This window comes from Halomonas sp. PR-M31 (assembly GCF_001039575.1).
GTDB lineage: Bacteria > Pseudomonadota > Gammaproteobacteria > Pseudomonadales > Halomonadaceae > Modicisalibacter.
This window is the reverse complement of sequence record NZ_JIBT01000060.1, coordinates 1-23,777: the sequence shown is the minus strand read 5'-3', so window position 1 is coordinate 23,777 and position 23,777 is coordinate 1. Positions and strand designations below refer to the sequence as shown.

At 59.0% G+C, this 23,777-nt stretch carries 18 protein-coding genes and 3 pseudogenes; 18 read left to right on the top strand and 3 right to left on the bottom strand.

Annotated features, from left to right (window positions below; all coding sequences use genetic code 11):
* The 14 genes and pseudogenes from ftsL to lpxC all read left to right on the top strand — a co-directional run bounded on the left by ftsL (position 1) and on the right by lpxC (position 16,792).
* Positions 1–318, top strand: coding sequence for a cell division protein FtsL (gene ftsL / locus CH74_RS14985; protein WP_053070791.1), 318 nt, complete (start codon positions 1–3; stop codon positions 316–318).
* Entirely contained in the window at positions 315–2,021 is a 1,707-nt protein-coding gene (locus tag CH74_RS14980) for a penicillin-binding protein 2 (protein ID WP_048308333.1), read from the top strand. The genes ftsL and CH74_RS14980 overlap by 4 nt, the downstream gene beginning before the upstream one ends.
* Positions 2,021–3,606: pseudogene (locus CH74_RS14975) on the top strand (UDP-N-acetylmuramoyl-L-alanyl-D-glutamate--2,6-diaminopimelate ligase). Before CH74_RS14980 ends, CH74_RS14975 begins: the two are co-directional and overlap by 1 nt.
* Positions 3,603–4,970, top strand: coding sequence for a UDP-N-acetylmuramoyl-tripeptide--D-alanyl-D-alanine ligase (gene murF / locus CH74_RS14970; protein WP_048308332.1), 1,368 nt, complete (start codon positions 3,603–3,605; stop codon positions 4,968–4,970). The pseudogene CH74_RS14975 and the gene murF overlap by 4 nt, the downstream one beginning before the upstream one ends.
* 9 nt (positions 4,971–4,979) lie before the next feature.
* Positions 4,980–6,062, top strand: a complete 1,083-nt coding sequence (mraY, locus tag CH74_RS14965; protein WP_048308331.1) for a phospho-N-acetylmuramoyl-pentapeptide-transferase — start codon at positions 4,980–4,982, stop codon at positions 6,060–6,062.
* A gap of 40 nt (positions 6,063–6,102) precedes the next feature.
* Positions 6,103–7,557 (top strand): UDP-N-acetylmuramoyl-L-alanine--D-glutamate ligase, encoded by a 1,455-nt coding sequence (gene murD / locus CH74_RS14960; protein WP_048308330.1) that lies wholly within the window; start codon positions 6,103–6,105, stop codon positions 7,555–7,557.
* On the top strand, positions 7,554–8,729 hold the full coding sequence (ftsW, locus tag CH74_RS14955) for a putative lipid II flippase FtsW (protein ID WP_048308329.1): 1,176 nt from the start codon (positions 7,554–7,556) through the stop codon (positions 8,727–8,729). The genes murD and ftsW overlap by 4 nt, the downstream gene beginning before the upstream one ends.
* Positions 8,726–9,874, top strand: coding sequence for an undecaprenyldiphospho-muramoylpentapeptide beta-N-acetylglucosaminyltransferase (murG, locus tag CH74_RS14950; RefSeq protein WP_082140449.1), 1,149 nt, complete (start codon positions 8,726–8,728; stop codon positions 9,872–9,874). Before ftsW ends, murG begins: the two co-directional genes overlap by 4 nt.
* A 73-nt stretch (positions 9,875–9,947) precedes the next feature.
* Positions 9,948–11,420 carry a UDP-N-acetylmuramate--L-alanine ligase gene (gene murC, locus CH74_RS14945; RefSeq protein WP_048308360.1) on the top strand — a complete coding sequence of 491 codons (1,473 nt, stop codon included), beginning with the start codon at positions 9,948–9,950 and terminating at the stop codon, positions 11,418–11,420.
* Complete coding sequence (locus CH74_RS14940) at positions 11,417–12,361, top strand: D-alanine--D-alanine ligase (RefSeq protein WP_048308328.1); 945 nt, start codon at positions 11,417–11,419, stop codon at positions 12,359–12,361. Before murC ends, CH74_RS14940 begins: the two co-directional genes overlap by 4 nt.
* 5 nt (positions 12,362–12,366) lie before the next feature.
* Positions 12,367–13,088 (top strand): annotated as a pseudogene (locus CH74_RS14935) (cell division protein FtsQ/DivIB).
* 201 nt (positions 13,089–13,289) lie between these two features.
* Positions 13,290–14,564 (top strand): cell division protein FtsA, encoded by a 1,275-nt coding sequence (gene ftsA / locus CH74_RS14930; protein WP_048308327.1) that lies wholly within the window; start codon positions 13,290–13,292, stop codon positions 14,562–14,564.
* A gap of 36 nt (positions 14,565–14,600) precedes the next feature.
* Positions 14,601–15,763: pseudogene (ftsZ, locus tag CH74_RS14925) on the top strand (cell division protein FtsZ).
* A 114-nt stretch (positions 15,764–15,877) separates the two neighbouring features.
* Positions 15,878–16,792, top strand: coding sequence for a UDP-3-O-acyl-N-acetylglucosamine deacetylase (gene lpxC / locus CH74_RS14920; RefSeq protein WP_048308326.1), 915 nt, complete (start codon positions 15,878–15,880; stop codon positions 16,790–16,792).
* 79 nt (positions 16,793–16,871) lie between these two features.
* Here the strand turns inward: lpxC and CH74_RS14915 are convergent, their stop codons facing one another.
* Positions 16,872–17,366, bottom strand: coding sequence for a DUF721 domain-containing protein (locus CH74_RS14915; protein ID WP_253273087.1), 495 nt, complete (start codon positions 17,364–17,366; stop codon positions 16,872–16,874).
* Positions 17,367–17,433: 67 nt separating this feature from the next.
* Here CH74_RS14915 and CH74_RS18390 point away from each other — a divergent pair, with 67 nt between their 5' ends.
* The 4 genes from CH74_RS18390 (at position 17,434) to CH74_RS14895 (ending at position 22,806) form a co-directional block, all read left to right on the top strand.
* Complete coding sequence (locus tag CH74_RS18390) at positions 17,434–17,778, top strand: hypothetical protein (protein ID WP_082140448.1); 345 nt, start codon at positions 17,434–17,436, stop codon at positions 17,776–17,778.
* A gap of 70 nt (positions 17,779–17,848) precedes the next feature.
* A complete protein-coding gene (gene secA / locus CH74_RS14905; RefSeq protein WP_048308323.1) occupies positions 17,849–20,587 on the top strand; it encodes a preprotein translocase subunit SecA in 2,739 nt (912 codons plus the stop codon).
* A gap of 28 nt (positions 20,588–20,615) precedes the next feature.
* The gene (gene argJ, locus CH74_RS14900) at positions 20,616–21,830 is read left to right on the top strand and encodes a bifunctional glutamate N-acetyltransferase/amino-acid acetyltransferase ArgJ (RefSeq protein ID WP_048308322.1); all 1,215 of its coding nucleotides are present in this window, start codon (positions 20,616–20,618) and stop codon (positions 21,828–21,830) included.
* Between the two features lie 28 nt (positions 21,831–21,858).
* The gene (locus CH74_RS14895) at positions 21,859–22,806 is read left to right on the top strand and encodes a Nudix family hydrolase (RefSeq protein WP_048308321.1); all 948 of its coding nucleotides are present in this window, start codon (positions 21,859–21,861) and stop codon (positions 22,804–22,806) included.
* Between the two features lie 106 nt (positions 22,807–22,912).
* Here the strand turns inward: CH74_RS14895 and yacG are convergent, their stop codons facing one another.
* A complete protein-coding gene (yacG, locus tag CH74_RS14890; RefSeq protein WP_048308320.1) occupies positions 22,913–23,161 on the bottom strand; it encodes a DNA gyrase inhibitor YacG in 249 nt (82 codons plus the stop codon).
* Positions 23,158–23,775, bottom strand: coding sequence for a dephospho-CoA kinase (coaE, locus tag CH74_RS14885; protein WP_053070790.1), 618 nt, complete (start codon positions 23,773–23,775; stop codon positions 23,158–23,160). The genes yacG and coaE overlap by 4 nt, the downstream gene beginning before the upstream one ends.
* Positions 23,776–23,777 lie beyond the last annotated feature (2 nt).

Genomic DNA, 23,777 nt, shown 5'->3' with positions numbered 1-23,777 from the left:
ATGGTACAAAAAAGAGCAAAATCGTCGAAAGGCAGCATACGTCGACTGTGGGGCTGGCGACAGCTGCTGGTGCTGGTATTGATGCTGCTGGTGCTGGCCAGTGCACTGGCGGTCATCACCAGCGCTCATCTTACCCGGGTACAGTACGCACGCCTGCAGCAGCTTGAGCGCAGCAAAGACCAGCTGCAGACGGAGTGGGGGCAGCTGCTGCTGGAAGAGAGCACCTGGTCGGCGCCTTCGCGCATCGAACGTCTGGCCAGCGACCGTCTGGACATGCACGTACCCGACCTGGATGAAATCAGGGTGATTCGGCGATGAGCAAACCCTCAGGCGATGCCCCGTCTCGTGCTCAGACGGCGCCCATGGGAAGCGGACGTTATCGCTTCATCGTATTTCTGATACTGCTGGCATTGGCGGTTCTAGTGGGGCGAATCGTCGATCTTCACGTCATCGACCGCCTGTTTCTGCAAGGCCAAGGCGATGCGCGCACCCTGAGAGTCGAAACCATCGATGCCCATCGGGGCATGATCACGGGTCGTCACGGTGATCCGCTGGCGATCTCCACGCCGGTGGTAAGCCTGTGGGCCAATCCCAAGGAGCTGCCGACGGACGGCGTTCAGCGGGCGCTATTGGCAAAAGCGCTGGACATGAGCCCGAAGCAGCTTAATGAGCGTATCGAACACTATGCCGATCGGGAGTTTGTTTATCTGCGTCGTCGCATGACCCCGACCAGGGCCCAGCCGGTGCTCGATTTGAAAATTGCCGGTGTCTATCCTCAGCATGAATACAAGCGCTATTACCCTTCCGGAGAGGTGGCGGCTCAGCTGGTGGGCGTAACCAACGTCGATGACCGGGGCCAGGAAGGGGTGGAACTTGCCTTCAATGGCTTTCTTGCCGGTGAGCCTGGCAAGCGCCGGGTGATCAAGGATCGCAAGGGACGGCTCGTGCGGGATCTGCACCTGCTCAAGGAAGCCAAGCCCGGTGGCAATCTTACCCTGGCAGTGGACCTGCGTTTGCAGTACATGGCCTATCGCGAGCTCAAGGCCGCGGTGGATGAAAACGATGCGGATGGCGGCACCCTGGTCATGATGGATGCTCGCACCGGCGAAGTACTGGCGATGACCAACCTGCCCTCCTACAACCCCAACAATCGTGTCGATATCGACGCCAACGGGCTGCGCAACCAGGCGGTCACCGACGCCTTCGAGCCAGGCTCGGTCATGAAGCCCCTTGCGCTGTCCGTTGCACTGGAAACGGAACGTTTTTCACCCCAAACCGTGATCGACACTGCGCCGGGCTACATGCGCCTGGACAATTACACCATTCGCGATTTCCGCAACTACAAGGATCTGTCCATGGCGGGCATCCTATTGCACTCCTCCAACGTGGGCATGTCCCGGGTGGCGCTACAGCTGCCGGATGATGCCATCTGGAATCGCTACCACGCGCTTGGCTTTGGCCAGGCCCCGGGCACCGGCTTCCCGGGTGAAACCACGGGCAGTCTACCCACGCCTTTAGGTTGGTCGGACAGCAAGCGCGCCTCCATGTCCTATGGCTACGGCGTTTCCGTTTCCGCCATGCAGCTTGCCAGCGCCTACACCGCCATTGCTAACGATGGCAAACGCCTGTCGCCTTCGCTACTCAAGCAGCCCAACCCCCCGGAAGGGGTGCAGGTCATGTCGCCTGAGGTCGCCCATGAGCTATTGCCCATGCTGGAAGCCATCGTGCAGCCGAACGCCGGCGGCTCCCGGGCGGCGGTTCCCGGCTATCGTATTGCCGGCAAGACCGGTACGGTGCGCAAGGTGACCCAGAGCGGATATCAGCAGACTGCCTACCGTTCGCTGTTCGCCGGTATTGCCCCGGTCTCCGATCCGCGTATCGTGACGGTGGTGATGGTGGACAATCCCAAGAAAGGCGACTACTACGGTGGCCTGATCGCGGCGCCGGTGTTCAGTCGCGTGGTGGGAAAGGCGCTACGTCTACTCGATGTCCTTCCCGACAAGCAGGAGGCGCTGGAGTAATGCAGATTACCCATGAGCGGTTGGCAACGGGGCTGAGAACGCTCTGGCCCGAGGTAGAGTTGCCTGCGTTTCTGAACGTGAAATCCCAGCAGCTGCTTGGGCTTACCCGGGACAGCCGTGAAGTTGCCACAAGCACCGACCCCGCGGTGTTCATCGCCGTTCCAGGAGTGCAGGCCGATGGACGTCACTTCATCGATCAAGCCTTGAATTCAGGAGCGGTACTGGTGCTGGCCGAGGCGGATGACCCTTCACATGAGTTTTCTTCAGATGCCCTTCAAGATCAGGAGCACTATTCAGGCAGAGGGCAGATACTGTGGCTGCCGGGGCTGAGCCGCGCCCTGGGCGAGCTGGGCCGTCTGCTGTTTCAGGTGCCTGACAGCCTTGAGCTGATCGGGGTGACCGGCACCAACGGCAAGAGTTCCGTGACCCACTATATCGCGGCGCTTTCGGAAAGGTTGGGTTGTGCTGCCGGTGTAATCGGTACCCTTGGCTGGGGCAGGGCAGGGCAGCTGATTGACAGTGGCCAGACCACGCCAGGTCCTTTGGAGCTGCAGGCGGCTTTGGGCCGCATGGCACAGGAAGGGATCACCCGAGTGGCGGCGGAGGTGTCGTCTCACGCCCTGGAACAGGAGCGCTTGCTGGGCTGTCGAGTCACGGTGGCAGCATTCACCAATCTGTCCCGGGATCATCTTGATTATCACGGCAGTATGGCAGCCTACGCCGCGGCCAAAGCACGACTCTTCAAGCGTCGGGAGCTCGAGCTTGCGGTAGTCAACGGCGATGACCCCCTGGCACGACTGATGCTCGCCGGGCTCTCCAAGGATGTGCGTGTACTGGCCTGCGGTGAACAGGAGGCAACCACGTTCCGTGTGCTCGATTGGCAGGCTCACGCCGGTGGGCAGCGCGTGATGATCGCGACGCCCGACGGAGAGCGAGCCTTGGAAATGGGCCTGATGGGGCGCTTTAATCTCGATAATGTATTGCTGGCCATGGCAGTACTCTATGGGCTAGGCGAGGATCTGGACGCGCTTTGCAATGCTGCCGGCGAACTGCTTCCCGTGCCCGGACGCATGCAAGCGATCATCCGTTCCGATGCGCCCACGGTGATAGTGGATTACGCCCACACGCCGGATGCTCTGAGCAACGCCTTGAACGCCTGCGGGCGCACTTGCCGGGCGGTAGCCATGCCAATAGCTGCACTGACCATGCCAAGGCAAGGCTGTGGTGTGTCTTTGGCTGCGGGGGCGATCGCGACAGCGGCAAGCGGCCATTGATGGCCGAGGCGGCTCAGGCACTGGCGGACCAGCTGGTGATTACTGACGACAATCCCCGCAGCGAGAAACCGGCGACGATCCGCGAGCAGATGCTTCAAGGCCTGTCCCCCCAAGATAGGGAAAAGACCTGGTGCATCGAAGGGCGCGGCGCTGCCATCGATCGAACGATTGAAGCTGCCGGCAAGAACGATGTCATTCTGATTGCCGGCAAGGGACATGAGAATTATCAGGAGATACAAGGCCAGCGTATGTCGTTTTCCGATCAGGCCTGGGCCGAGGCGGCGCTGAGCAGACGTGGAGCGCCGACATGAACCCGTGTGATCTACACACCCTCGATGCAATCGCGAGTGCCCTGGCGGTGGGCTGGGGCGGCGATGCCATCAAGGTAAACGCCATCGTGACGGATACCCGCGCCCTGCAGGTCGGGGACGTTTTTCTGGCGCTGGTCGGCGATCGCTTCGATGCTCATGATTTTCTTGCCAAGGCCCGCGAAAAAGGCGCTGTGGCCGCCATCGTCTCACGCACTGTGGACGATCCATTGCCCCAGCTGCAGGTGGCGGATACCCGGCTAGCCTTGGGTCTTCTAGGCCAGGCCCGGCGCCGGAATTGGGGCGGGCCCCTGGTCGCCATCACCGGCAACAGCGGCAAGACCACGGTCAAGGAGATGCTCGCGACGTTGCTGCGTCGGCGAGGGGACATCCTGGCGACTCGCGGCAATCTCAATAACGATATCGGCGCACCGCTGACACTCTTGAATCTCACCGCTGAGCATCGGCAAGCGGTAATAGAGCTGGGAGCCAATCATTTAGGCGAGATTGCCTGGACCACGGCCCTGGCCAAGCCCCAGGTCGCGGTGATTACCAACGTCACCGGGGCTCATGTCGGTGAGTTCGGCGGCATGGGGCAGATCGCTCAGGCCAAGGGCGAGATTCTGTCCGGTCTGGATGAAAATGGCATTGCGATCCTTAATCGGGATGATGTGTTCTATCCGGTTTGGCACCAGCTTGCGGGCAATCATGAAATCATTGATTTCGGACTCTCTCAGCAAGCAAGGGTGCAAGGAACTAATCTATTTTGTGACGAAAGTGGTCATTATTCTTTCACTCTTATGTATGATGGCGTCGTCTTGGGTCGGGTGAGGCTATCCCTGCTGGGTCTGCACAACGTGCGCAACGCGCTAGCAGCGGCGGCGTCAGCATTGGCAATGGGGTTGTCGGCACAAGACGTAGTCACAGGGCTCGATGAGTTCCAGGCGTTGCCCGGGCGCATGACGCTGGTGGAAGGCATTCGTGGTACCCGTCTGCTCGATGACACTTACAATGCCAATCCTGGGGCGATGAAAGCCGCTCTTGATGTGCTGACGCAGATGCCGGCACCACGCTGGTGCTTCCTGGGGGCCATGGGAGAGCTGGGGGGTGCGTCCGACGCGCTGCATGGCGATGTAGGGCGCTACGCTCGTGAGCTTGGCATCGATTTTCTCGGCACTCTGGGAGCCGCGGCGGAGCCGGCGGCGCGGGCCTTTGGCGATGCAGGGTGTCATTTCTTGAATTGGGAGGCGTTGTTGCGTCATGCCCAGGAACATCTACCTCCCGCGGCCAGCGTGCTGGTCAAGGGATCGCGTAGCGCCGGTATGGAAAGACTGATTGGCGCGCTACGCGCAGAACAACCAAGGTGAACGCACAATATGCTGCTTTATCTGGCCGAATTATTGGCACGCTATCAAAACGCCTTTGCCGTCTTTGACTATCTGACCCTGCGTGCGGTGCTGGGCACCTTGACCGCGCTGCTGCTGTGCCTATGGTTCGGCCCCCTGATGATCCGCCGCTTGGTGGAGCGCCAGATCGGCCAGGCGGTGCGCGACGATGGGCCACAGTCGCATTTGTCCAAGGCCGGGACACCGACCATGGGTGGCGCCATGATCCTCGTGGCCATGGCGATCAGCACGCTGCTGTGGGGAGACTTGAGCAACCATTATGTATGGCTTGCCTTGATCGTGACCCTCGGGTTCGGTGCGATCGGCTGGGTCGATGACTATCGCAAGGTGGTAGAAAAGAACCCTCGTGGCCTACCTGCCCGCTGGAAGTATTTCTGGCAGTCGGTATTGGGGCTGGGCGCTGCCGTTTTTCTTTACGTCACTGCGGCAGGGCCGGTAGAAACCAGTCTGATCGTGCCGCTGTTCAAGGAAGTCGTGATTCAGCTTGGTTTCTTCTACATCCTGCTGACCTATCTGGTGATCGTCGGCAGTTCCAATGCGGTCAACCTCACCGATGGCCTTGATGGCCTGGCCATCATGCCAACGGTCATGGTGGCCATGGGGCTTGCAGTATTTGCCTATGCCAGCGGCAACGCGCTATTTGCCGAGTATTTGCACATTCCCATGGTGCCCGGCGCCGGGGAACTGGCGGTATTCTGTGGCACCATTGCCGGTGCCGGTCTGGGTTTTCTCTGGTTCAACACCTATCCGGCCCAGGTCTTCATGGGCGATGTAGGGGCGCTGGCCCTGGGCGCGGCCCTTGGCATCGTTGCGGTGGTAGTACGCCAGGAGATCGTGCTGTTCATCATGGGTGGCGTATTCGTCATGGAGACTGTGTCAGTGATCCTGCAGGTGGGCTCTTACAAGCTCACCGGGCGGCGCATCTTTCGCATGGCGCCCTTGCATCACCACTTCGAGCTCAAGGGCTGGCCGGAACCCCGGGTGATCGTGCGCTTTTGGATCATTACGGTAGTGCTGGTCCTGATGGGCCTTGCCACGCTCAAGATTCGCTGACAGCGAAACGCATCCGCCACTTCGCAACCTTGGAATGTCGATGTCATCGGTACCTCAGGGACATACGCTGATCATCGGGCTCGGCCTTTCCGGAAGCGCCGTTGCTCGCCATCTAGCGCGCTTGGATGTCCCTTTCATGATGGCGGATACACGAAAGGCACCGCCTGGACTGCAGGCCTTTCATGAAGCGTATCCGAACGTCGCCATTCACTGCGGCCCGCTGACGGAACTCGATCTTGCCCAGGCGAAGGAAATCGTGCTTAGCCCTGGTGTCGATCCGTACACGCCCGGGCTGGAAACGCTGTGGGAGCGTAGACTGGCAGGAAATGCTCGAGAACCGAAAACAACCGAGTCGGACATAAAACCACCGGCGATTGTAGGGGAGATCGCGCTGTTCGTACGACAGTGCAAGGCGCCGATCGCCGCCATCACCGGCTCCAATGCCAAGTCCACGGTGACCACTCTGCTTGGCGAAATGGCCAGCGAAGCAGGGGTCAAGGTTGCCGTCGGTGGAAATCTGGGCACCCCGGCGCTTGATCTGCTTCATGACCATCCAGACGCGGAGCTATTCGTGCTCGAGCTCTCGAGTTTTCAGCTCGAGACCACGCCCCGTCTGTGCGCCGCCGCAGTGGCCTTTCTCAACCTTTCTGAAGACCATCTTGATCGTCATGGCGACATGAGGCGCTATCGTGCGGCCAAGTCGACCATCTTTTGTGGTGCGGACTACGCCATCGTCAACGGTGAAGATTCGTTGAGCTGGCCTCAAGAGAAAGAATCGAATCAAGCGCCAGATCCTGTCTGGGAGAAATTCACCACCCAGGCGCCGCAGGCCGACGAATGGGGAATCGCCGGGTATGACGACGGTAGGGAAACACAGCCCTGGTTGATGCACGGCGTAAATCCACTGATGGCCGTGGCGGACATGCGTCTACCTGGGCAACACAATCATGCCAATGCCTTGGCGGCGATGGCCATGGGGCATCGGCTAGGACTGCCGCTGACTGCCATGCAGCGAGTGTTGAAACGCTTTCCCGGTCTGCCCCATCGAGGCGAATTGATTGGGGAAGGTCAAGGGGTGCGTTGGATCAACGACTCGAAGGGTACCAATGTGGGCGCCACGCTGGCGGCCATGGCGGGGCTTGGGGCAACACTTGCGGGTAAGCTGATCTGGCTAGGCGGTGGCCAGGGCAAGGGCGCGGACTTCACTCCTCTGAAGGCGCCGCTAGAACAGTACGCTCGGGAGGCCATCGTGTTTGGCATCGATGCAGCGCGTCTGGCGGAGGCCGTCGAAGGGGCGGTGCCGGTAACGCATACTCGAAATCTTCAGGAAGCACTGGCGCGCGCCGCCTCCATTGCGTGCTCAGGCGACTGCGTGCTGCTGTCCCCGGCCTGCGCAAGCCTCGATCAATTCGCGAACTATATGGCGCGAGGTGACGCCTTTCGCGGTTGGGTCCAGCAACATCTTGCCGTCCGTGGCGATCAGGAGCATTCATGAAGGATTGGGCTGCGCGTCTTTCTACTGCCGGACAGCCTTTTGATGCCTGGCTAGTGCTCGCCGCAGGCACGCTACTGCTGATTGGCCTAGTCATGGTGACTTCTGCCTCGACGGAGGTGGCGACAGGGCTTACCGGCAACCCCTTTTATTACGGTATCCGTCATGGCATTTTCGTCATCATTGCCGTAGTGCTGGGTTTGGCCATGCTGCTGGTGCCCCTTACCTGGTGGCAGGACAATGGTCCCTGGCTGTTGTTGGCGGGCATCGCGCTTTTGATCCTGGTGTTGCTGGTAGGCACCGAAATCAACGGCAGCAAGCGCTGGATTCCTTTGGGGCCGATCAACGTTCAGGCCTCGGAGCTGGCCAAGCTGTTTCTGATCATTTACATCGCAAGTTACCTGGAACGTTTTCTGCCTGGCGTGCGTCGCCATCTATGGGAATTTACCAAGCCGCTATTGGTACTGCTGCCGATCGCCGTACTGCTCATCCTCGAACCGGATTACGGTGCCTTGGTGGTCATGACCAGTAGTGTCATGGGCATGCTGCTGCTGGCCGGCGCGCCACTTCTACGGTTCATTCTGCTGATGACGGTGGTGTTGCTGCTGGGTGGGTACGTCGCCATTGCCGAACCCTACCGCCTGGAGCGTATTACCAGTTTTGCCGACCCCTGGGCGGACATGTACGACTCGGGTTACCAGCTGACCCAAGCGTTGATCGCCTATGGCCGTGGCCACTGGTTTGGCCTGGGATTGGGCGACAGCGTACAGAAGCTGTTCTATCTACCGGAAGCCCATACCGATTTCGTTTTCGCTGTCATCGCCGAGGAGCTTGGATTGGTGGGAGCGATTACGGTCATCGGCTTCTTCGCGCTACTGGTCTATCGCGCCCTTGCCATCGGCCGGCGGGCAGAGCTGATTCGATTGCCGTTCGCTGCCTATCTCAGCTACGGTATCGCCCTGGTGTTCGGTGGCCAGGCCTTCATCAACATCGGCGTGAGTACCGGGATGCTACCCACCAAGGGGCTTACGCTACCCCTGTTGAGCTACGGAGGGTCGAGCCTGGTGATCAGTTGCATCATGGTGGCCCTACTACTGAGGGTGGATATCGAGACCCGGCGCCTAACCCGCTATGCCAATGCCCGACAACAGGTCAAAGGAGTTCCCGCCCCATGACGTCGTTGGATTCATCAGCGCAGGCCTCCGTACGGGACGTTCCCGTTCGCCGGGTGCTCATCATGGCCGGCGGTACCGGTGGCCATGTGATTCCCGCGCTCTCTTTAGCCAGGGCGCTCATTGCCCGGGGGGTCAGCGTGGAATGGCTGGGTAGCCCTCGCGGCATCGAGAATCAATTGGTACCAGCGGCGGATATCACGTTGCATCGTATCGATATTGCCGGGTTGCGTGGTAACGGCCTGGCGGGTTGGCTGGCGATACCCTGGCGTTTATCTCGCGCCGTGTCCCAGGCCTGGCGGGTTCTGCAGCAATTCGATCCTCAGCTGGTAGTCGGCATGGGCGGCTTTGCCAGCGGCCCGGGCGGGCTGGCCGCCTGGCTGTCTCGGCGCGCGCTGATCGTGCACGAACAAAATGCCGTGGCCGGCATGACCAATCAGGCCTTATCGCGACTGGCAACGCGGGTCTATGCGGCATTTCCCGGTGCTTTTCGCAAGGCCGGCAAGGCACATAAGGAGATCGTCATCGGTAACCCGGTGCGCAGCGAGATCGCTGCCTTGGGGTGTCAACCCCGCAGGGCGGAAGATATGCAGAACCGGCGGCTGCGAGTGCTGGTGGTGGGTGGCTCCCTCGGGGCCCAGGCGCTCAATCAATGCCTGCCGGAAGCCTTCAAGCTGCTTCAGGAAAAAGCGCCAGCAGACCAGCTGCCCGAGATTCGCCATCAGGCCGGTCGCGACAAGGAAGACGCGACCCGCAAGGCCTATGCCGCCGCCGGCATCGAAGCCCAGGTCAGTGATTTCATCGACGCCATGGCCCAGGCCTACGAGTGGGCGGATCTGGTCATCTGCCGTGCCGGGGCCTTGACCATTGCCGAGCTTGCCGCTGCGGCCAAACCTTCCTTGCTGGTGCCTTACCCTCACGCGGTAGACGATCATCAAACCCAGAACGCTCGGCATCTCGTGGCTGCGGATGCCGCTTTGTTGATACCCCAAACCACCTTGAGTGCGGCCTCGCTCGCCGATACGCTTGCGGCCGTACTCGACCCGGAACGCCTTGCCACCATGGCAGTCGCCGCGCGTAGCTGCGCGCATCTCGATGCGGTCGAGCGCTTGGTGACGGGCTGTATGGAGATCGGTCTTGAGCGATAACCCCTTTTTTGCTTCGCATTCGCATGGGAGCGCCGCTCGCGGTTCATCGACCCAGGTTGCTCATAATTTAGGCATGCGACGCATACGGCGCATCCATTTCATTGGCATAGGCGGTGCCGGCATGTGCGGCATTGCCGAAGTGCTGGCCAATCAAGGCTATCAGGTCAGCGGCAGCGATCTCAGGGAATCCTCCGTCACGGCGCATCTGCGGGAGTGTGGCATCCGCATAGCCATTGGTCACAAGGCGGCCAACGCCGAAGGTGCCGATGTGATCGTGGTGTCCACTGCCGTGGATCAAAGTAACCCTGAAATCGTTTGGGCACAGGAATATCGCATTCCCGTGGTGCGTCGTGCGGAGATGCTGGCAGAGCTGATGCGTTTTCGCCATGGCATCGCGGTGGCCGGAACCCATGGCAAGACGACCACCACTAGTCTGACCGCGACGCTACTGGCGGAGGGAGGGCTTGATCCGACCTTCGTGATCGGTGGCAAGCTGACCAGCGCCGGTACCAACGCACGGTTGGGAGAAGGGGAGTATCTGGTGGCCGAGGCGGATGAGTCCGATGCCTCTTTTCTGCATCTGCAGCCGATGGTCTCCATCGTGACCAACGTCGATGCGGATCACATGGCCACCTATGCCGGCGACTTCTCGCGTCTTAAGGACACTTTCATCGAGTTTCTGCACAATCTGCCTTTTTATGGTCTGGCGATACTCTGCCTTGACGATGACAATCTACGCGGAATGATGAACCGCGTGCAGCGTCGGTTCGTCACCTATGGTTTCAGTCCCGACGCGGACTATCGCATTACCGAATTCGTGCAGGAGAGTGGTGAAATCCGGTTCACTGCCCTGCGACCGGAAAGGCATGCACCGCTGCCGGTGCGTCTGGCAATGCCTGGGGAGCATAATGCCCAGAATGCCCTGGCAGCGATTGCCGTGGCCACGGATGCCGGCGTTAGTGACGATGCCATTTTGCGCGGTCTTTCAGGGTTTGCTGGAGTCGGTCGGCGTTTTCAGGTGCATGGCAACTTCGCGCTGAGCCCTGCAGGAGAAAGAGAGCAGCCACGCGACCAGGAACAGAGCCAAGCACAAGACTCTTCACAAAAGCAGGGCGAGGTCATGCTGGTCGACGACTATGGCCATCACCCCCGCGAAGTCGAGATGGTCATTCGGGCAGTGCGAGCCGGCTGGCCCAAACGGCGCCTGGTGATGATCTATCAGCCCCATCGTTATTCTCGTACCCACGATCTTTACGAAGATTTCGTGCGGGTGCTGTCCGGGGTCGACACATTACTGCTGCTCGATGTTTACAGTGCCGGTGAAACGCTCATTCCCGGAGCGGAAGGGCGCACCTTAGCAGGTTCGATTCGTCAGCGAGGCTATGTCGATCCACTGTTCGTCGAAGACAAAAAAGAACTGCCACGCCTACTTTCTCGGGTGCTGCGCGACGGCGATATTCTAATCACTCAAGGTGCTGGCGATATCGGTGGCATATCTCTGGCACTGGCGGCTAATCAGTTGCAGCTAGACAAGGTAGAACTATGAACGATTCACAGCGGGATAATGCATCAAGTCCCGGTGATTTTGGCCGAGTGGTCGTACTTTACGGCGGCAATTCAGCAGAGCGGGAAGTGTCGCTGAATAGCGGCAAAGCGGTTTTGAGGGCGCTGAAAAGCGCTGGAGTGGATGTGCGCGGCTACGACTTGGCCGCAGGTGGACTGAGCGGACTCGAAGCCCTGTCGCCAGATCGTGTGTTCATCGCTCTGCACGGCCGAGGCGGCGAGGATGGCACGCTGCAAGGCGCGCTTGAACTGCTTGGCATCCCCTATACCGGAAGCGGTGTACTGGCTTCTGCGCTGGGCATGGACAAACAGCGTACCAAGCATCTCTGGCGCTCATTGGATCTGCCCACACCGCAAAGTATCACGCTAGAACCCAGCGCCGATTGGGAACAGGTTGTGGAGCGCCTGGGACTGCCGTTGGTCGTCAAGCCAGTACACGAGGGTTCGACCTTGGGTATCAGCATCGTGGACAGCCTCGATGCCTTGAAATCTGCCTATCAAGAGGCGTCACAGTTCGATGCGGTAGTCATGGCGGAACGCTTTGTTTCCGGCGAGGAATACACAGTGTCGCTGCTTGGCAACACCGTGCTGCCAGCAATTCGCGTCGAGGTACCCAGCGGCTTTTACGATTACGAGGCCAAATATCACTCCAACGAGACGCTTTATCATATTCCCTGTGGGCTAAGCGTCGAGCAGGAGCGTGAGCTGGGTCAGCTTTGCCGCCGAGCGTTCGAGGTGCTTGGTTGTCGCGGCTGGGGACGAGTCGATGTGATGCGAGACGCCCAGGGCAGATTCTGGTTGCTGGAAGTCAATACCGTGCCGGGGATGACGGATCATAGTCTTGTACCTCAGGCCGCAGCCTATGCGGGGCTCAATTTCGAGGATCTGGTGCTGCGCATTCTTGCTACGTCACTTCAGGCGTGAGCTCGATGGCATCGCCGGGTTCCCGGGGCACGATTGTGGGTTTGCTGCTTCTGATCGTCTTGTTGAGTGCCGGTGGGCGCGCACTATGGCTATGGCTTGATCGACCCATCGAGCGGGTTTCGATCAGTGGTGATCTAGGCTACGTCAGTGCCAATTATCTACGCGAGCAATTGGCACCAATGGTTCAAGGGCAAAGCTGGCTATCAGTGGATCTTGCCGAGCTGCGAAAACGAGCCCGGGCAATCGAGTGGCTTTCCGAAGTGCGGGTCACGCGTCACTGGCCGAATGCCCTGACGTTTGAGCTTTACGAACAGGATCCCGTGGCGCGCTGGAACGATGATTTACTCATTAATCCTCGAGGCGTTCCGTTTCATCGTGGCAATGTAACAGTGCCGGATGACCTGCCTGATTTAGCAGGACCCGATGGCAGTGGTGCGGAAGTATTAGCGCTCCTCGATCAGTTACAGAATCGTTTTACATCACTTGAATTTGAAGTAACACAGTTAAGACTTGAAGATCGAGCGCCTGGCGTTTTCAGATCGATGACAGTATCTGGGTCATGCTAGGGCGCAATCAGCACGAGTCACGATTGGCACGTTTCATCGCAGCCTGGAAGCGTCAACTTGCAAGTAAAGCGTCGCGGATTCGCTACATCGATCTTCGTTATCCCAATGGAATCGTTGTTGCTTGGCATGGTGAAACAGAAGTGGAAGTACCACGACGTTAATACCCACTATCACTTTTTGGCGCCAGCGCCGATAGACAAGGGTATAGGGTGTTTCTTTCGGTAAAAAATACCCGTATTCTACTGCTGAACTTGTATGCGGGCTGGATGAATAACAATTTTGATTTTTTAATCAGCCGCGATTTTTAAGCGTACATTAATTGTTTACTAACTTTAGTGAAGATTGAGGAGTGATCCCGACCCATGGCAGGACAATCCAATGCTTCCAATATGGTGGTTGGGCTGGATATCGGGACGTCTAAAGTCGTAGCGATCGTCGGTCAACCTACGGATGATGGTGGGCTAGAAATCGCAGGAATTGGCTCCCATCCCTCGCGTGGCATGAAGAAAGGCGTCGTTATCAATATCGAGTCTACCGTGCTGTCCATTCAGCGAGCGGTGGAAGAAGCGGAATTGATGGCGGGATGCGATATTCACTCGGTCTATGTAGGGGTTGCAGGAAGCCATATCAGTTCGATGAACTCCGATGGTGTGGTGGCAATCAAGGAGCGCGAAGTGACGCCTTCTGATATCGATCGCGTCATCGACTCTGCCCGTGCCCGAGCCATCTCGGAAGGTCAACGCATCATTCATGTGCTGCCCCAGGAGTTTGCCATTGATACCCAGGAGGGCATTCGTGAGCCCTTGGGCATGTCCGGCGTTCGACTCGAGGCGCGAGTGCATCTGGTGACCGCTGCACTCAACGCGGTCCAGAACATCGAAAAATGCGTGCGCCGCTGTGGCCTGGAGGTCGACGACATCATCCTTGAGCAGCTCGCTTCGAGTCATGCGGTATTGACGGAAGACGAGCGCGAACTCGGGGTGTGCATGGTGGATATCGGTGGTGGCACCACGGACATCGCCGTATTTACCGAAGGGGCCATCCGCCATACGGCGGTCATTCCCATTGCCGGGGATCAGGTCACTAACGATATTGCCATGGCGCTGCGTACGCCAACGCAATATGCCGAGGACATCAAGGTCAAATATGCCTGTGCGCTGACACAGCTGGCTTCGAGCGATGAAATGATCAAGGTTCCAAGCGTCGGCGATCGTCCGGCCCGGGATCTGTCACGCCAGGCCCTCGCCGAGGTGGTGGAGCCGCGTTACGAAGAGCTCTTCACCCTGATACGTGAAGAGCTACGACGCAGTGGTTTCGAGGATCTAGTCGCCGCGGGCGTCGTGCTTACTGGCGGCACATCACGTATGGAAGGCGTGGTGGAACTCGCCGAAGAGATTTTTCATATGCCGGTGCGTATTGCCTGCCCGCAGAACGTGCGCGGTCTAGCAGATGTGGTACGTAACCCGATTTATTCCACCGGGGTGGGTTTGCTACTCTACGGAATGCGCGAGGCCAAGCATGGCCAGACTCGCGCGGTAACGGCCCAGCCCCGCAGAGAAGAGGGCTCCAGGCGTACTGTCACGGATGACACCTCGACGCTGAAACGGGTCAAAAGTTGGTTCAAAGGAAATTTCTGACAGGGGTCGTAAGAACGACCACAGGAGACGGGGCAAATGTTCGAATTGGTAGATAACGCACCTTCAAGTAGCGCGGTCATCAAAGTGATCGGCGTTGGTGGCGGTGGCGGCAATGCCGTCAATCATATGGTCGAAAGCAACATCGAGGGCGTCGAGTTCATTTGCGCCAACACCGATGCGCAGGCGCTCAAGCGCGTCTCAGCCAAGACCGTTCTTCAACTCGGTACTGAAATCACCAAAGGCCTTGGGGCCGGTGCCAGTCCCGAAGTTGGGCGCCAGGCAGCAATGGAAGATCGCGATCGCATCGCGGAGCTTCTGCAGGCGCCGACATGGTGTTCATCACGGCTGGCATGGGCGGTGGTACGGGCACCGGGGGCGCTCCCGTAGTGGCTCAGGTCGCCAAGGAGCTGGGCATTCTTACCGTTGCGGTAGTGACACGGCCATTTCCTTTTGAAGGGCCCAAGCGCATGCGTGCCGCGGAAGAAGGCATGCGTGAGTTGTCCGAGCACGTGGACTCCCTGATTACCATTCCCAACGAGAAGCTGCTGGCAGTACTTGGCAAGAGTGCGAGTCTTTTGACCGCATTCAGCGCTGCCAATGATGTGCTGCTCGGCGCAGTGCAGGGTATTGCTGAACTGATCACGAGTCCTGGCATCATCAACGTCGACTTTGCCGACGTGCGTACCGTCATGTCCGAAATGGGGATGGCAATGATGGGCACCGGTGGCGCTATCGGCGAGAACCGTGCCCGTGAAGCGGCGGAAAAGGCGATTCGCAGTCCGCTGCTCGAAGACATCGATCTGCACGGCGCTCGCGGCATCCTAGTCAACATTACTGCCGGACCGGATTTGTCCATCGGCGAGTTCAATGATGTGGGTGCGACGGTTCAGGAGTTCGCCTCTCAAGATGCGACCATCGTCGTCGGTACGTCCATCGACATGGAAATGTCCGACGAACTGCGGGTTACCGTCGTGGCAGCGGGTCTCGATGCTCAAAAGGAAAAGCCGGCCGTACGTGAAAATGTAACACGCCCGGAGTCCAGTGATTATCGTAAGCTGCAGCAGCCCACGGTCATGCGTCAGCAGGCCGCAAAAGCCGAGCAGGAAAACGCGGTGAAGGCGCGTCAGGAGAAGCGTAAGTCTCAGGAACTCGATGATTATCTGGATATTCCTGCGTTCCTGCGCCGTCAGGCTGATTGAGCGAGACTATCGGAGGCATAGGTAGGAGCCAGGTGATATTTTTTTGTTAAATCGTATGTTCGCTGTTATAGTGAACACCGTTCGACAATTCTTACGACACCTTGGCCCTTGCCCATGATCAAACAACGTACGCTCAAAAATACCATGCGCGCTACCGGAGTCGGTTTGCACTCCGGTGAAAAGGTCCGCCTGACACTCCGTCCGGCACCCGTCAATACCGGTATCGTCTTCGTGCGTACCGATCTTGATCCCGAAGTGCGCATTCCGGCTCGTGCGGAAAACGTCACCGACACCACGCTCTGTACTGCCCTGTCCAGTGATGGTGTCAAGGTGTCGACGGTAGAACATCTCATGTCGGCCTTCGCGGGTCTGGGTATCGATAACGTCTTCGTCGAGCTCAACGCCCCGGAAGTGCCGATCATGGACGGTAGCGCTGGCCCTTTCGTCTTCCTAATTCAGTCTGCGGGTATCGAGGAGCAGAACGCGCCTAAGAAGTTTATTCGCATCAAGCGTGAAATCGTGGTGAATGACGATGGCAAGGAGGCGGTATTCACGCCTCACAACGGCTTCAAGGTGTCGTTTTCCATCGATTTCGATCATCCTGCCTTCGACCAGCAGAAGCAGACCGCAACCGTGGACTTCTCGACGACCTCCTTCGTCAAGGAAGTCTCTCGGGCGCGTACCTTCGGCTTTATGCGGGATCTTGAATTCCTGCGCTCCCAGAATCTGGCCCTCGGGGGCAGTCTGGACAACGCCATCGTGGTGGACGACTACCGCGTCCTCAACGAAGGTGGATTGCGCTACGACGACGAGTTCGTCAAACATAAGGTGCTTGACGCCATCGGTGATCTTTACCAGCTTGGTCATAGCCTTATCGGCGAGTTCCGGGGGGTGAAGTCCGGGCATGCGCTGAACAACCAGCTGTGCCGTGCCATGCTGAACAACCCGGATGCCTGGGAGATCGTCACCTTCGAAGGTGCCCGTCAGAAAGCGCCGATTTCTTACTCTGCACCGGCGATGGCCATGTAGACGATCAAGACCCTCTCAAGATCAGCAATAGAAAGATTTGCGCCGATTCAACCACGTTGAATCGGCGTTTTCATTGATGCTACTTCAAGGGGGAAGAGGAGTCTTCGTTTGCTTCCGCATGAGTGGCCAGCCTTTCCAATGAGCGCTTGAGCATCGGATCGTCGACATCTGCGGCACAGCAGGAAATTTCGTCAGCGGCCCGAGCAGAGAGCCCGCGCGTCAGCCGGGGAGGAACCTTGGGTGGGCTGACAGGGCGCACCTTGAAGATCAAGCCGGTGACGGTTTCGAATTCGGGCAGCTGATGAAGCAGTTGCAACAGTCGTGTCTGTTCGTAACGCAACCAGGTCATCCATACCGCACGATCGGTGATCAGGGTCAGCTTGCCTTGGCGGTAACCCCCTACAAAAATATGCTCACGCACCTCCTGAGGCAGGTGCTCGCGCAGATATTGCTGCGCGCGATCAATGACCCGGGCCATGCGCATCAAGTTACCCAGGTCTCCTGGGCTGGAAGAGTTCCCCGCCAATAGCCGGGTCATGGGCTGGGCTCGAAACCGCTTAGGCTTTATACTCACGGGCTTGCTCACGAACTCCCTGACGTCATTCCAGGCAATCTAACACGGCCAGGAGCCTATCGATAGCATGACCCCCGCCGGTAAACTCGTTGCCACGACGACACCGTCCTCGCTTCGTCGCGGGGCTACCCGGTGGTGGTTGGCTGGGCTGCTGGTGGGCTGTCTGTTGCCAGGCGCGCTTGCTCAGGGCGAAAACCTGCGGCTGGTCGAGCGGCTGACTCAACACTGCCTGATCGCATCCAGAGTCGTTCGCGCTCATTCCCGACGGATCAATAGACGTATCGTCTGGTGCCTGCACCATTCGCGCCGTCGTCCTCGTTTCAAATCGACGCCTTTGTGGCGTCCCCCTGCTCTTCAGCGCTTCTGTGCCGGTCATGATGTCCTGAGTCGTCGTGGTCCGCCTGCGCCATGATCATTTATCGCGACGAAGCAGATGACGGCCAAACGCCGTCTCGTATGCCCCCAAGAATTCAGGACATCGCATGTTAAACACCGTATTACGCAAGCTGGTCGGCTCGAAAAACGATCGTGAAGTCAAGCGCATGGGCAAGCTGGTCAACGAGATCAACGCCCAGGAAGAGCAGGTACAGGCGCTTTCCGATGAGGAGCTCAAGGCGCGCACCGACGAATTCCGCGAGCGTCTGCGCGCCGGGGAAAGTCTGGACAAATTGTTGCCCGAGGCCTTCGCCACGGTACGTGAAGCAAGTCAGCGCGTCATGGGCATGCGCCATTTCGACGTTCAGATGATCGGCGGGATCACCCTGCATCGCGGGCGTATCTCTGAGATGAAAACCGGGGAGGGCAAGACCCTGGTAGCCACCTTGGCAGTCTATCTCAATGCGCTACCCGCTCTGGGGGTGCATGTGGTGACCGTCAACGATTATCTGGCCCGGCGCGACGCGGACTGGATGCGTCCACTCTATGAGTTTCTCGGACTGAGCGTTGGTGTCATCTATTCAGGCCAGACCAACGAGCAAAAGCGTGAGGCCTACGCCTGTGACATCACCTACGGCACCAACAACGAGTACGGCTTCGATTACCTTCGGGACAACATGGCTTTTTCCCTGGAGGACAAGGTACAGCGTAAACTGAACTACGCCATCGTCGACGAGGTCGACTCGATTCTCATCGATGAAGCCCGTACGCCACTGATCATCTCCGGCCCGGTGGAAGAGAACACAGAGCTTTACAAGGTTGCTAATCGCCTTGCCAAGGAGCTTGTACGCTGTGACAACGAGGAAGAACCCGATAGCGGCGATTTCATTCTCGACGAAAAGCAAAAGCAGATCGAGCTGACCGAGGAAGGCCATTCCAAGGTGGAAGGGCTGCTGCGCCAGCAAGGTCTTCTTGCTGAAGACGACTCACTTTACGCGGCGCAGAATCTGGGGCTCTTGCATCACATGCACTCGGCGCTGCGCGCAAGGCATCTATTCCACCGGGATGTGGACTATATCGTCGACGGTGACGACGTCGTCATCGTCGACGAACACACCGGGCGCAGCATGCCAGGGCGGCGCTGGTCGGAGGGATTGCATCAGGCCGTCGAGGCCAAGGAAGGGGTGACGATTCAGCGCGAGAGTCAGACACTGGCCTCAACGACTTTTCAGAACTACTTCCGCCTGTATGACAAGCTCGCCGGCATGACCGGCACCGCGGATACCGAGGCCTTCGAGTTCCGTCAGATCTACGGCCTCGATGTCATGGTGATTCCCACTAACAAGCCAATCCAGCGTAAGGATTTCAACGATCTGGTCTATCTCTCCGCTCAGGAGAAGTACGAAGCCATTATTGAGGATGTGAAAGTCCAACGCGATGCGGGTCGCCCCATTCTGGTGGGTACGGCCTCGATCGAGACCTCCGAGCTGCTGTCCGGATTGATGAAACAGAGCCAGATTCCGCATAACGTGCTCAATGCCAAGCAGCACCAGAGCGAGGCTGAAATCATCGCTCAGGCGGGCCAGCCTGGCGCCATTACCATTGCCACCAACATGGCCGGTCGTGGTACCGATATCGTGCTAGGAGGTAACTGGGAGGCGGAGATCGCCAGGCTGGACAACCCCAGCCAGGAGCAGATTGAAGCGGCCCGAATTGAATGGCAGGCGCGTCACAATGCGGTGCTCGAAGCCGGCGGTTTGCATGTGATCGGCTCCGAGCGCCACGAATCCCGGCGCATCGACAATCAACTGCGGGGCCGCTCCGGTCGCCAGGGCGATCCGGGTTCGACCCGCTTCTTTCTTTCCTTGGAAGACAATCTGATGCGGCTGTTCGGCTCGGATCGAGTGCAGCGCTTGATGCAGGCATTGGGGCTGGAACGGGGCGAGGCAATCGAGCATAAGATGGTCTCCAACGCGGTCGAACGGGCTCAGAAGAAGGTCGAAGGGCGCAACTTCGATATTCGCAAGCAGCTGCTTGAGTACGACGACGTGGCCAACGACCAGCGACGTGTCATCTATGAGCAGCGCGATGAGATACTGGCGGCGGACAATGTCGCGGATAATGTCGCCGGCATTCGTGACGAGATGCTCGACAGCGCAATCAGCAGTTTTGTGCCGCCGCAAAGTCTGCCGGAGCAGTGGGATCTTGAAGGCCTTCAGCAGCATCTGAAAACGGAGTTCAATCTTGATGTGCCGGTGACAGACTGGGCCCAGGAAGATGAGCATTTCCATGAGGACTTGCTGCGGGAACGGCTGCAGACCAGCCACCGGGAGATCTATGCTGCCAAGATCGAGGCCATCGGTGAGGATTTGATGCGCCGTTTCGAGAAACAAGTCATGCTTCAGGTGCTCGATACCCGCTGGAAGGAGCACCTGCAATCCATGGATCATTTGCGTCGCGGCATTCATTTGCGCGGCTATGCTCAGAAGAATCCCAAACAGGAGTACAAGCGCGAGGCCTTCGAGCTGTTTCAATCCCTGCTTGGCAACATCAAGCACGATGTCACCCGTATCCTCAGCCATGTGCAGGTGCGTCGTCAGGAAGAGGTCGATGAGCTCGAGCGTCAGCGCCGCGAAACCCTGGAACGAGAGAAGGCAACCGCCCAGCAGACTCGGGAAGATTCCGCCCGGGAAGACGCTGCCAGCGAGGTCGACCAAGGGGCTCAGGCATCACAACAGGAACCGCAGCAGACCGTGCGTCGTGAAGGACCCAAGGTCGGGCGCAACGATCCTTGCCCCTGCGGATCTGGCAAGAAATACAAGCAGTGTCATGGCAAATTGAATTAATTAAAACATCAACAAAGGGAGAAGGGTGATGGCGGTGGGTCAGACAAGCTTTCCCGACATGCCGGTAATCGAAGGAATCCGACTGGGATCCGCCATGGCAGGTATCAAGAAACCTGACCGCCGCGATCTCGTGGTCATCGAAATTGCCGAGGGCGCAAGCGTCGCAGGCACTTTTACCCGCAACGCCTTCTGTGCGGCGCCGGTGCTGGTGGCGCGCGAGCATCTGGCACAGCAGACGCCGCGCTACATGGTGATCAATACCGGCAATGCCAACGCCGGCACCGGCGAGCAGGGGCTGCGGGATGCCCGGGCCTGCTGCATGGCATTCACGGATCTGACGCGCATAGCGCATACCGCGGTGCTGCCGTTCTCGACCGGGGTAATCGGCGAACCCTTGCCGGTTGAGCGCATCTGCTTCGGTCTGCTCGAGGCCCTGGCGAGCCTGAATGATGACGGCGAGGCCTGGCAACAGGCGGCAGAAGGCATTCTCACCACGGATACTCGCACCAAAGGGGCCGTGTCCACCTGCGAGATCGACGGTCAGACGGTCACCCTCAACGGCATCGCCAAAGGGTCCGGCATGATCAGACCCGACATGGCCACCATGCTGGCATTCGTTGCGACGGATGCCACGATCGAACGCTCGCTGCTCGAGTCGTTGTTGCGCGAAGGCGTGGCGCGCTCCTTCAACTGCATCACCGTCGACAGCGATACCTCGACCAACGACGCCTGCATGCTAATCGCCACGGGGCGCGGCGCCGCCGTGACGGGCGATGATGAGATCGCTGCCTTTCGCGAGGCGCTGGACAAGGTGCTGATCGATCTCGCCCAGCAGATCATTCGCGATGGGGAAGGCGCGACCAAGTTCGTCACCCTTGAGGTGAGTCAGGCAAGCTCCCACCAGGAAGCGCTGGACGTCGCCTTTACTGTTGCCCATTCACCGCTGGTCAAGACAGCGCTCTATGCCTCGGATGCCAACTGGGGGCGTATTCTGGCAGCGGTCGGGCGAGCGCCGGTGAATGACTTCGACGTTGCAAGGGTCACCATCGATCTCGAGGATGTGCGCTTGGTAGAGCAGGGCGGGCGCGCCGAGAGCTACACTGAAGAGGCGGGCAGCGCCATCATGGCCAAGGACGATATCGTCATTCGCATTGCGCTCGGGCGTGGCGAGAGTGCGGCAACGGTATGGACCTCGGATCTTTCCCACGACTATGTGACGATAAATGCAGACTACCGCAGCTGAAACCAGGCAGACGAGGACAGTAGGCAACATGATCAAGCGCAGGGTACATGTCGCGGCAGCCGCCATTTTCAGCAGCGATGGCCAGGAAGTCCTGCTGGCAAGGCGCCCCTCCATTGTCGATCAGGGTGGACTGTGGGAGTTTCCCGGCGGCAAGCTTGCTCCTTTCGAGACCGGCTTCGAGGCACTCAAGCGGGAATTGCACGAAGAACTCGGCATCACGATCAAGAAGGCGCAACCGCTGATTCGCGTGCCCCACGAATATCCCGACAAGCATGTACTGCTGGATGTATGGCAGGTTCATGCCTTTGAAGGAGAACCCTATGGGCGAGAAGGTCAGGCGGTACGCTGGGTGCGCCTCGAAGATCTTTACAACTATGCGTTTCCGGCGGCCAACCTGCCCATACTGCGAGCGGTCATGCTGCCCAGGGAATATTTGATTACCGCCGAGGAAGACGATGAAGCGGTGTTTTCATCCCGCCTCGAGCGTGCACTGAAAGAGGACGGCGTGCGTCTGGTACAGCTGCGGGCCAAGACACTGGACGACAAGGCTTATCAGGCGCGGGCTGCCGAGAGTCTTGCCCTGTGCCGCCAGTACGATGCACGATTATTGCTCAACGGCGATCCGGGGTTGCTGGACGAGATCGATGCGGATGGCATCCATCTGACCAGCGAGCGCTTGATGGCTCTGGAGCGGCGTCCTGTTCCTGCGGGAAAATGGCTGAGTGCTTCGACTCACGATCGTCTGCAGCTCGAGCAGGCCAATCGTATCGGCTGCGATTTCGTCACGCTATCGCCGCTGCGCACGACGCCAACTCACCCGGAAGCCTCGCCGCTTGGCTGGCACGACTTTCAGCAGCTCGTTGAATATGCCGGTACGCCAGTGTACGCCTTGGGTGGCATGAGCTGTGAAGATGCCAATCGCGCTCGAGCGGTGGGCGCCCAGGGCATCGCATCGATTCGGCATTTCTGGAAATAGACGATACTCGATCAGACTTGCTTTCCTTGTCGTCTTCTCTCCAGGCTGTCTAAACAACAAGGCCACGCGAATGCGTGGCCTTGTTGTTTCGTGTACCGCTATTTATTTACTGGCCCCCACGCTCCAGGCGATCGATCAAGGCGTCCATATCGGCTTCATCCATGGCCGGTTCCCCGGCAATGCGGTGAGACTCATCCGCCCAGGCGCCCAGGTCGAGCAGCTTGCAGCGTTTGGAACAAAACGGGCGAGAAGGGTTGTCCGTGGACCAGGCCACCTTGGTGCCGCATTCCGGGCAGGCGACCTGCAGTGGCGATTGCTTGGTGTTTTCAGGCGCTGGAGAGTCGTCGCGGGTCATTCATGTCTACCATCAGAGGTGAGTGTTGCCAGTTCCCGGTAGCGAACATCGAGCTGTGCTACCTGTTCAGCCAGTGCTTTATGATCGCCCTGATTATCGATGACGTCGTCCGCTAATGCCAGGCGCTGTTGACGGGGCATTTGCGCTTGCACGATGGATCTGGCCTGGGCTTCGTCGCTGTCGTCTCGCGCCATGGTGCGGGCAATCTGCACGCTTTCCGGTACATCTATGACCAGACAGCGATCCACCAGTTCCCGCTGCCCGGATTCGAACAGCAAAGGAGAGACCAGCAAATGATAGGGGGCGCCGCTGGCGCGCATGGATTCAAGATAGTCGAGTATGCGCTGCCGAATGCGCGGATGGGTAACGGACTCCAGCCAGCGTCGCTCGGTCTCGTTCTTGAAGACGATTGCGCGCAGGGCACGTCGATTCAGTTGCCCCTCGGCATCGATCACGTCAGGGCCGAAATGTTCGGCGATTTCGGCCAGGGCCGGCTCTCCAGGCATCACCACTTCCCGCGCGACATCGTCCGCATCCACCCAGGAGATGCCGTGATCCTCGAAGGCGCGAGCCACGGCGCTCTTGCCCGACGCAATACCGCCGGTAACGCCGATGG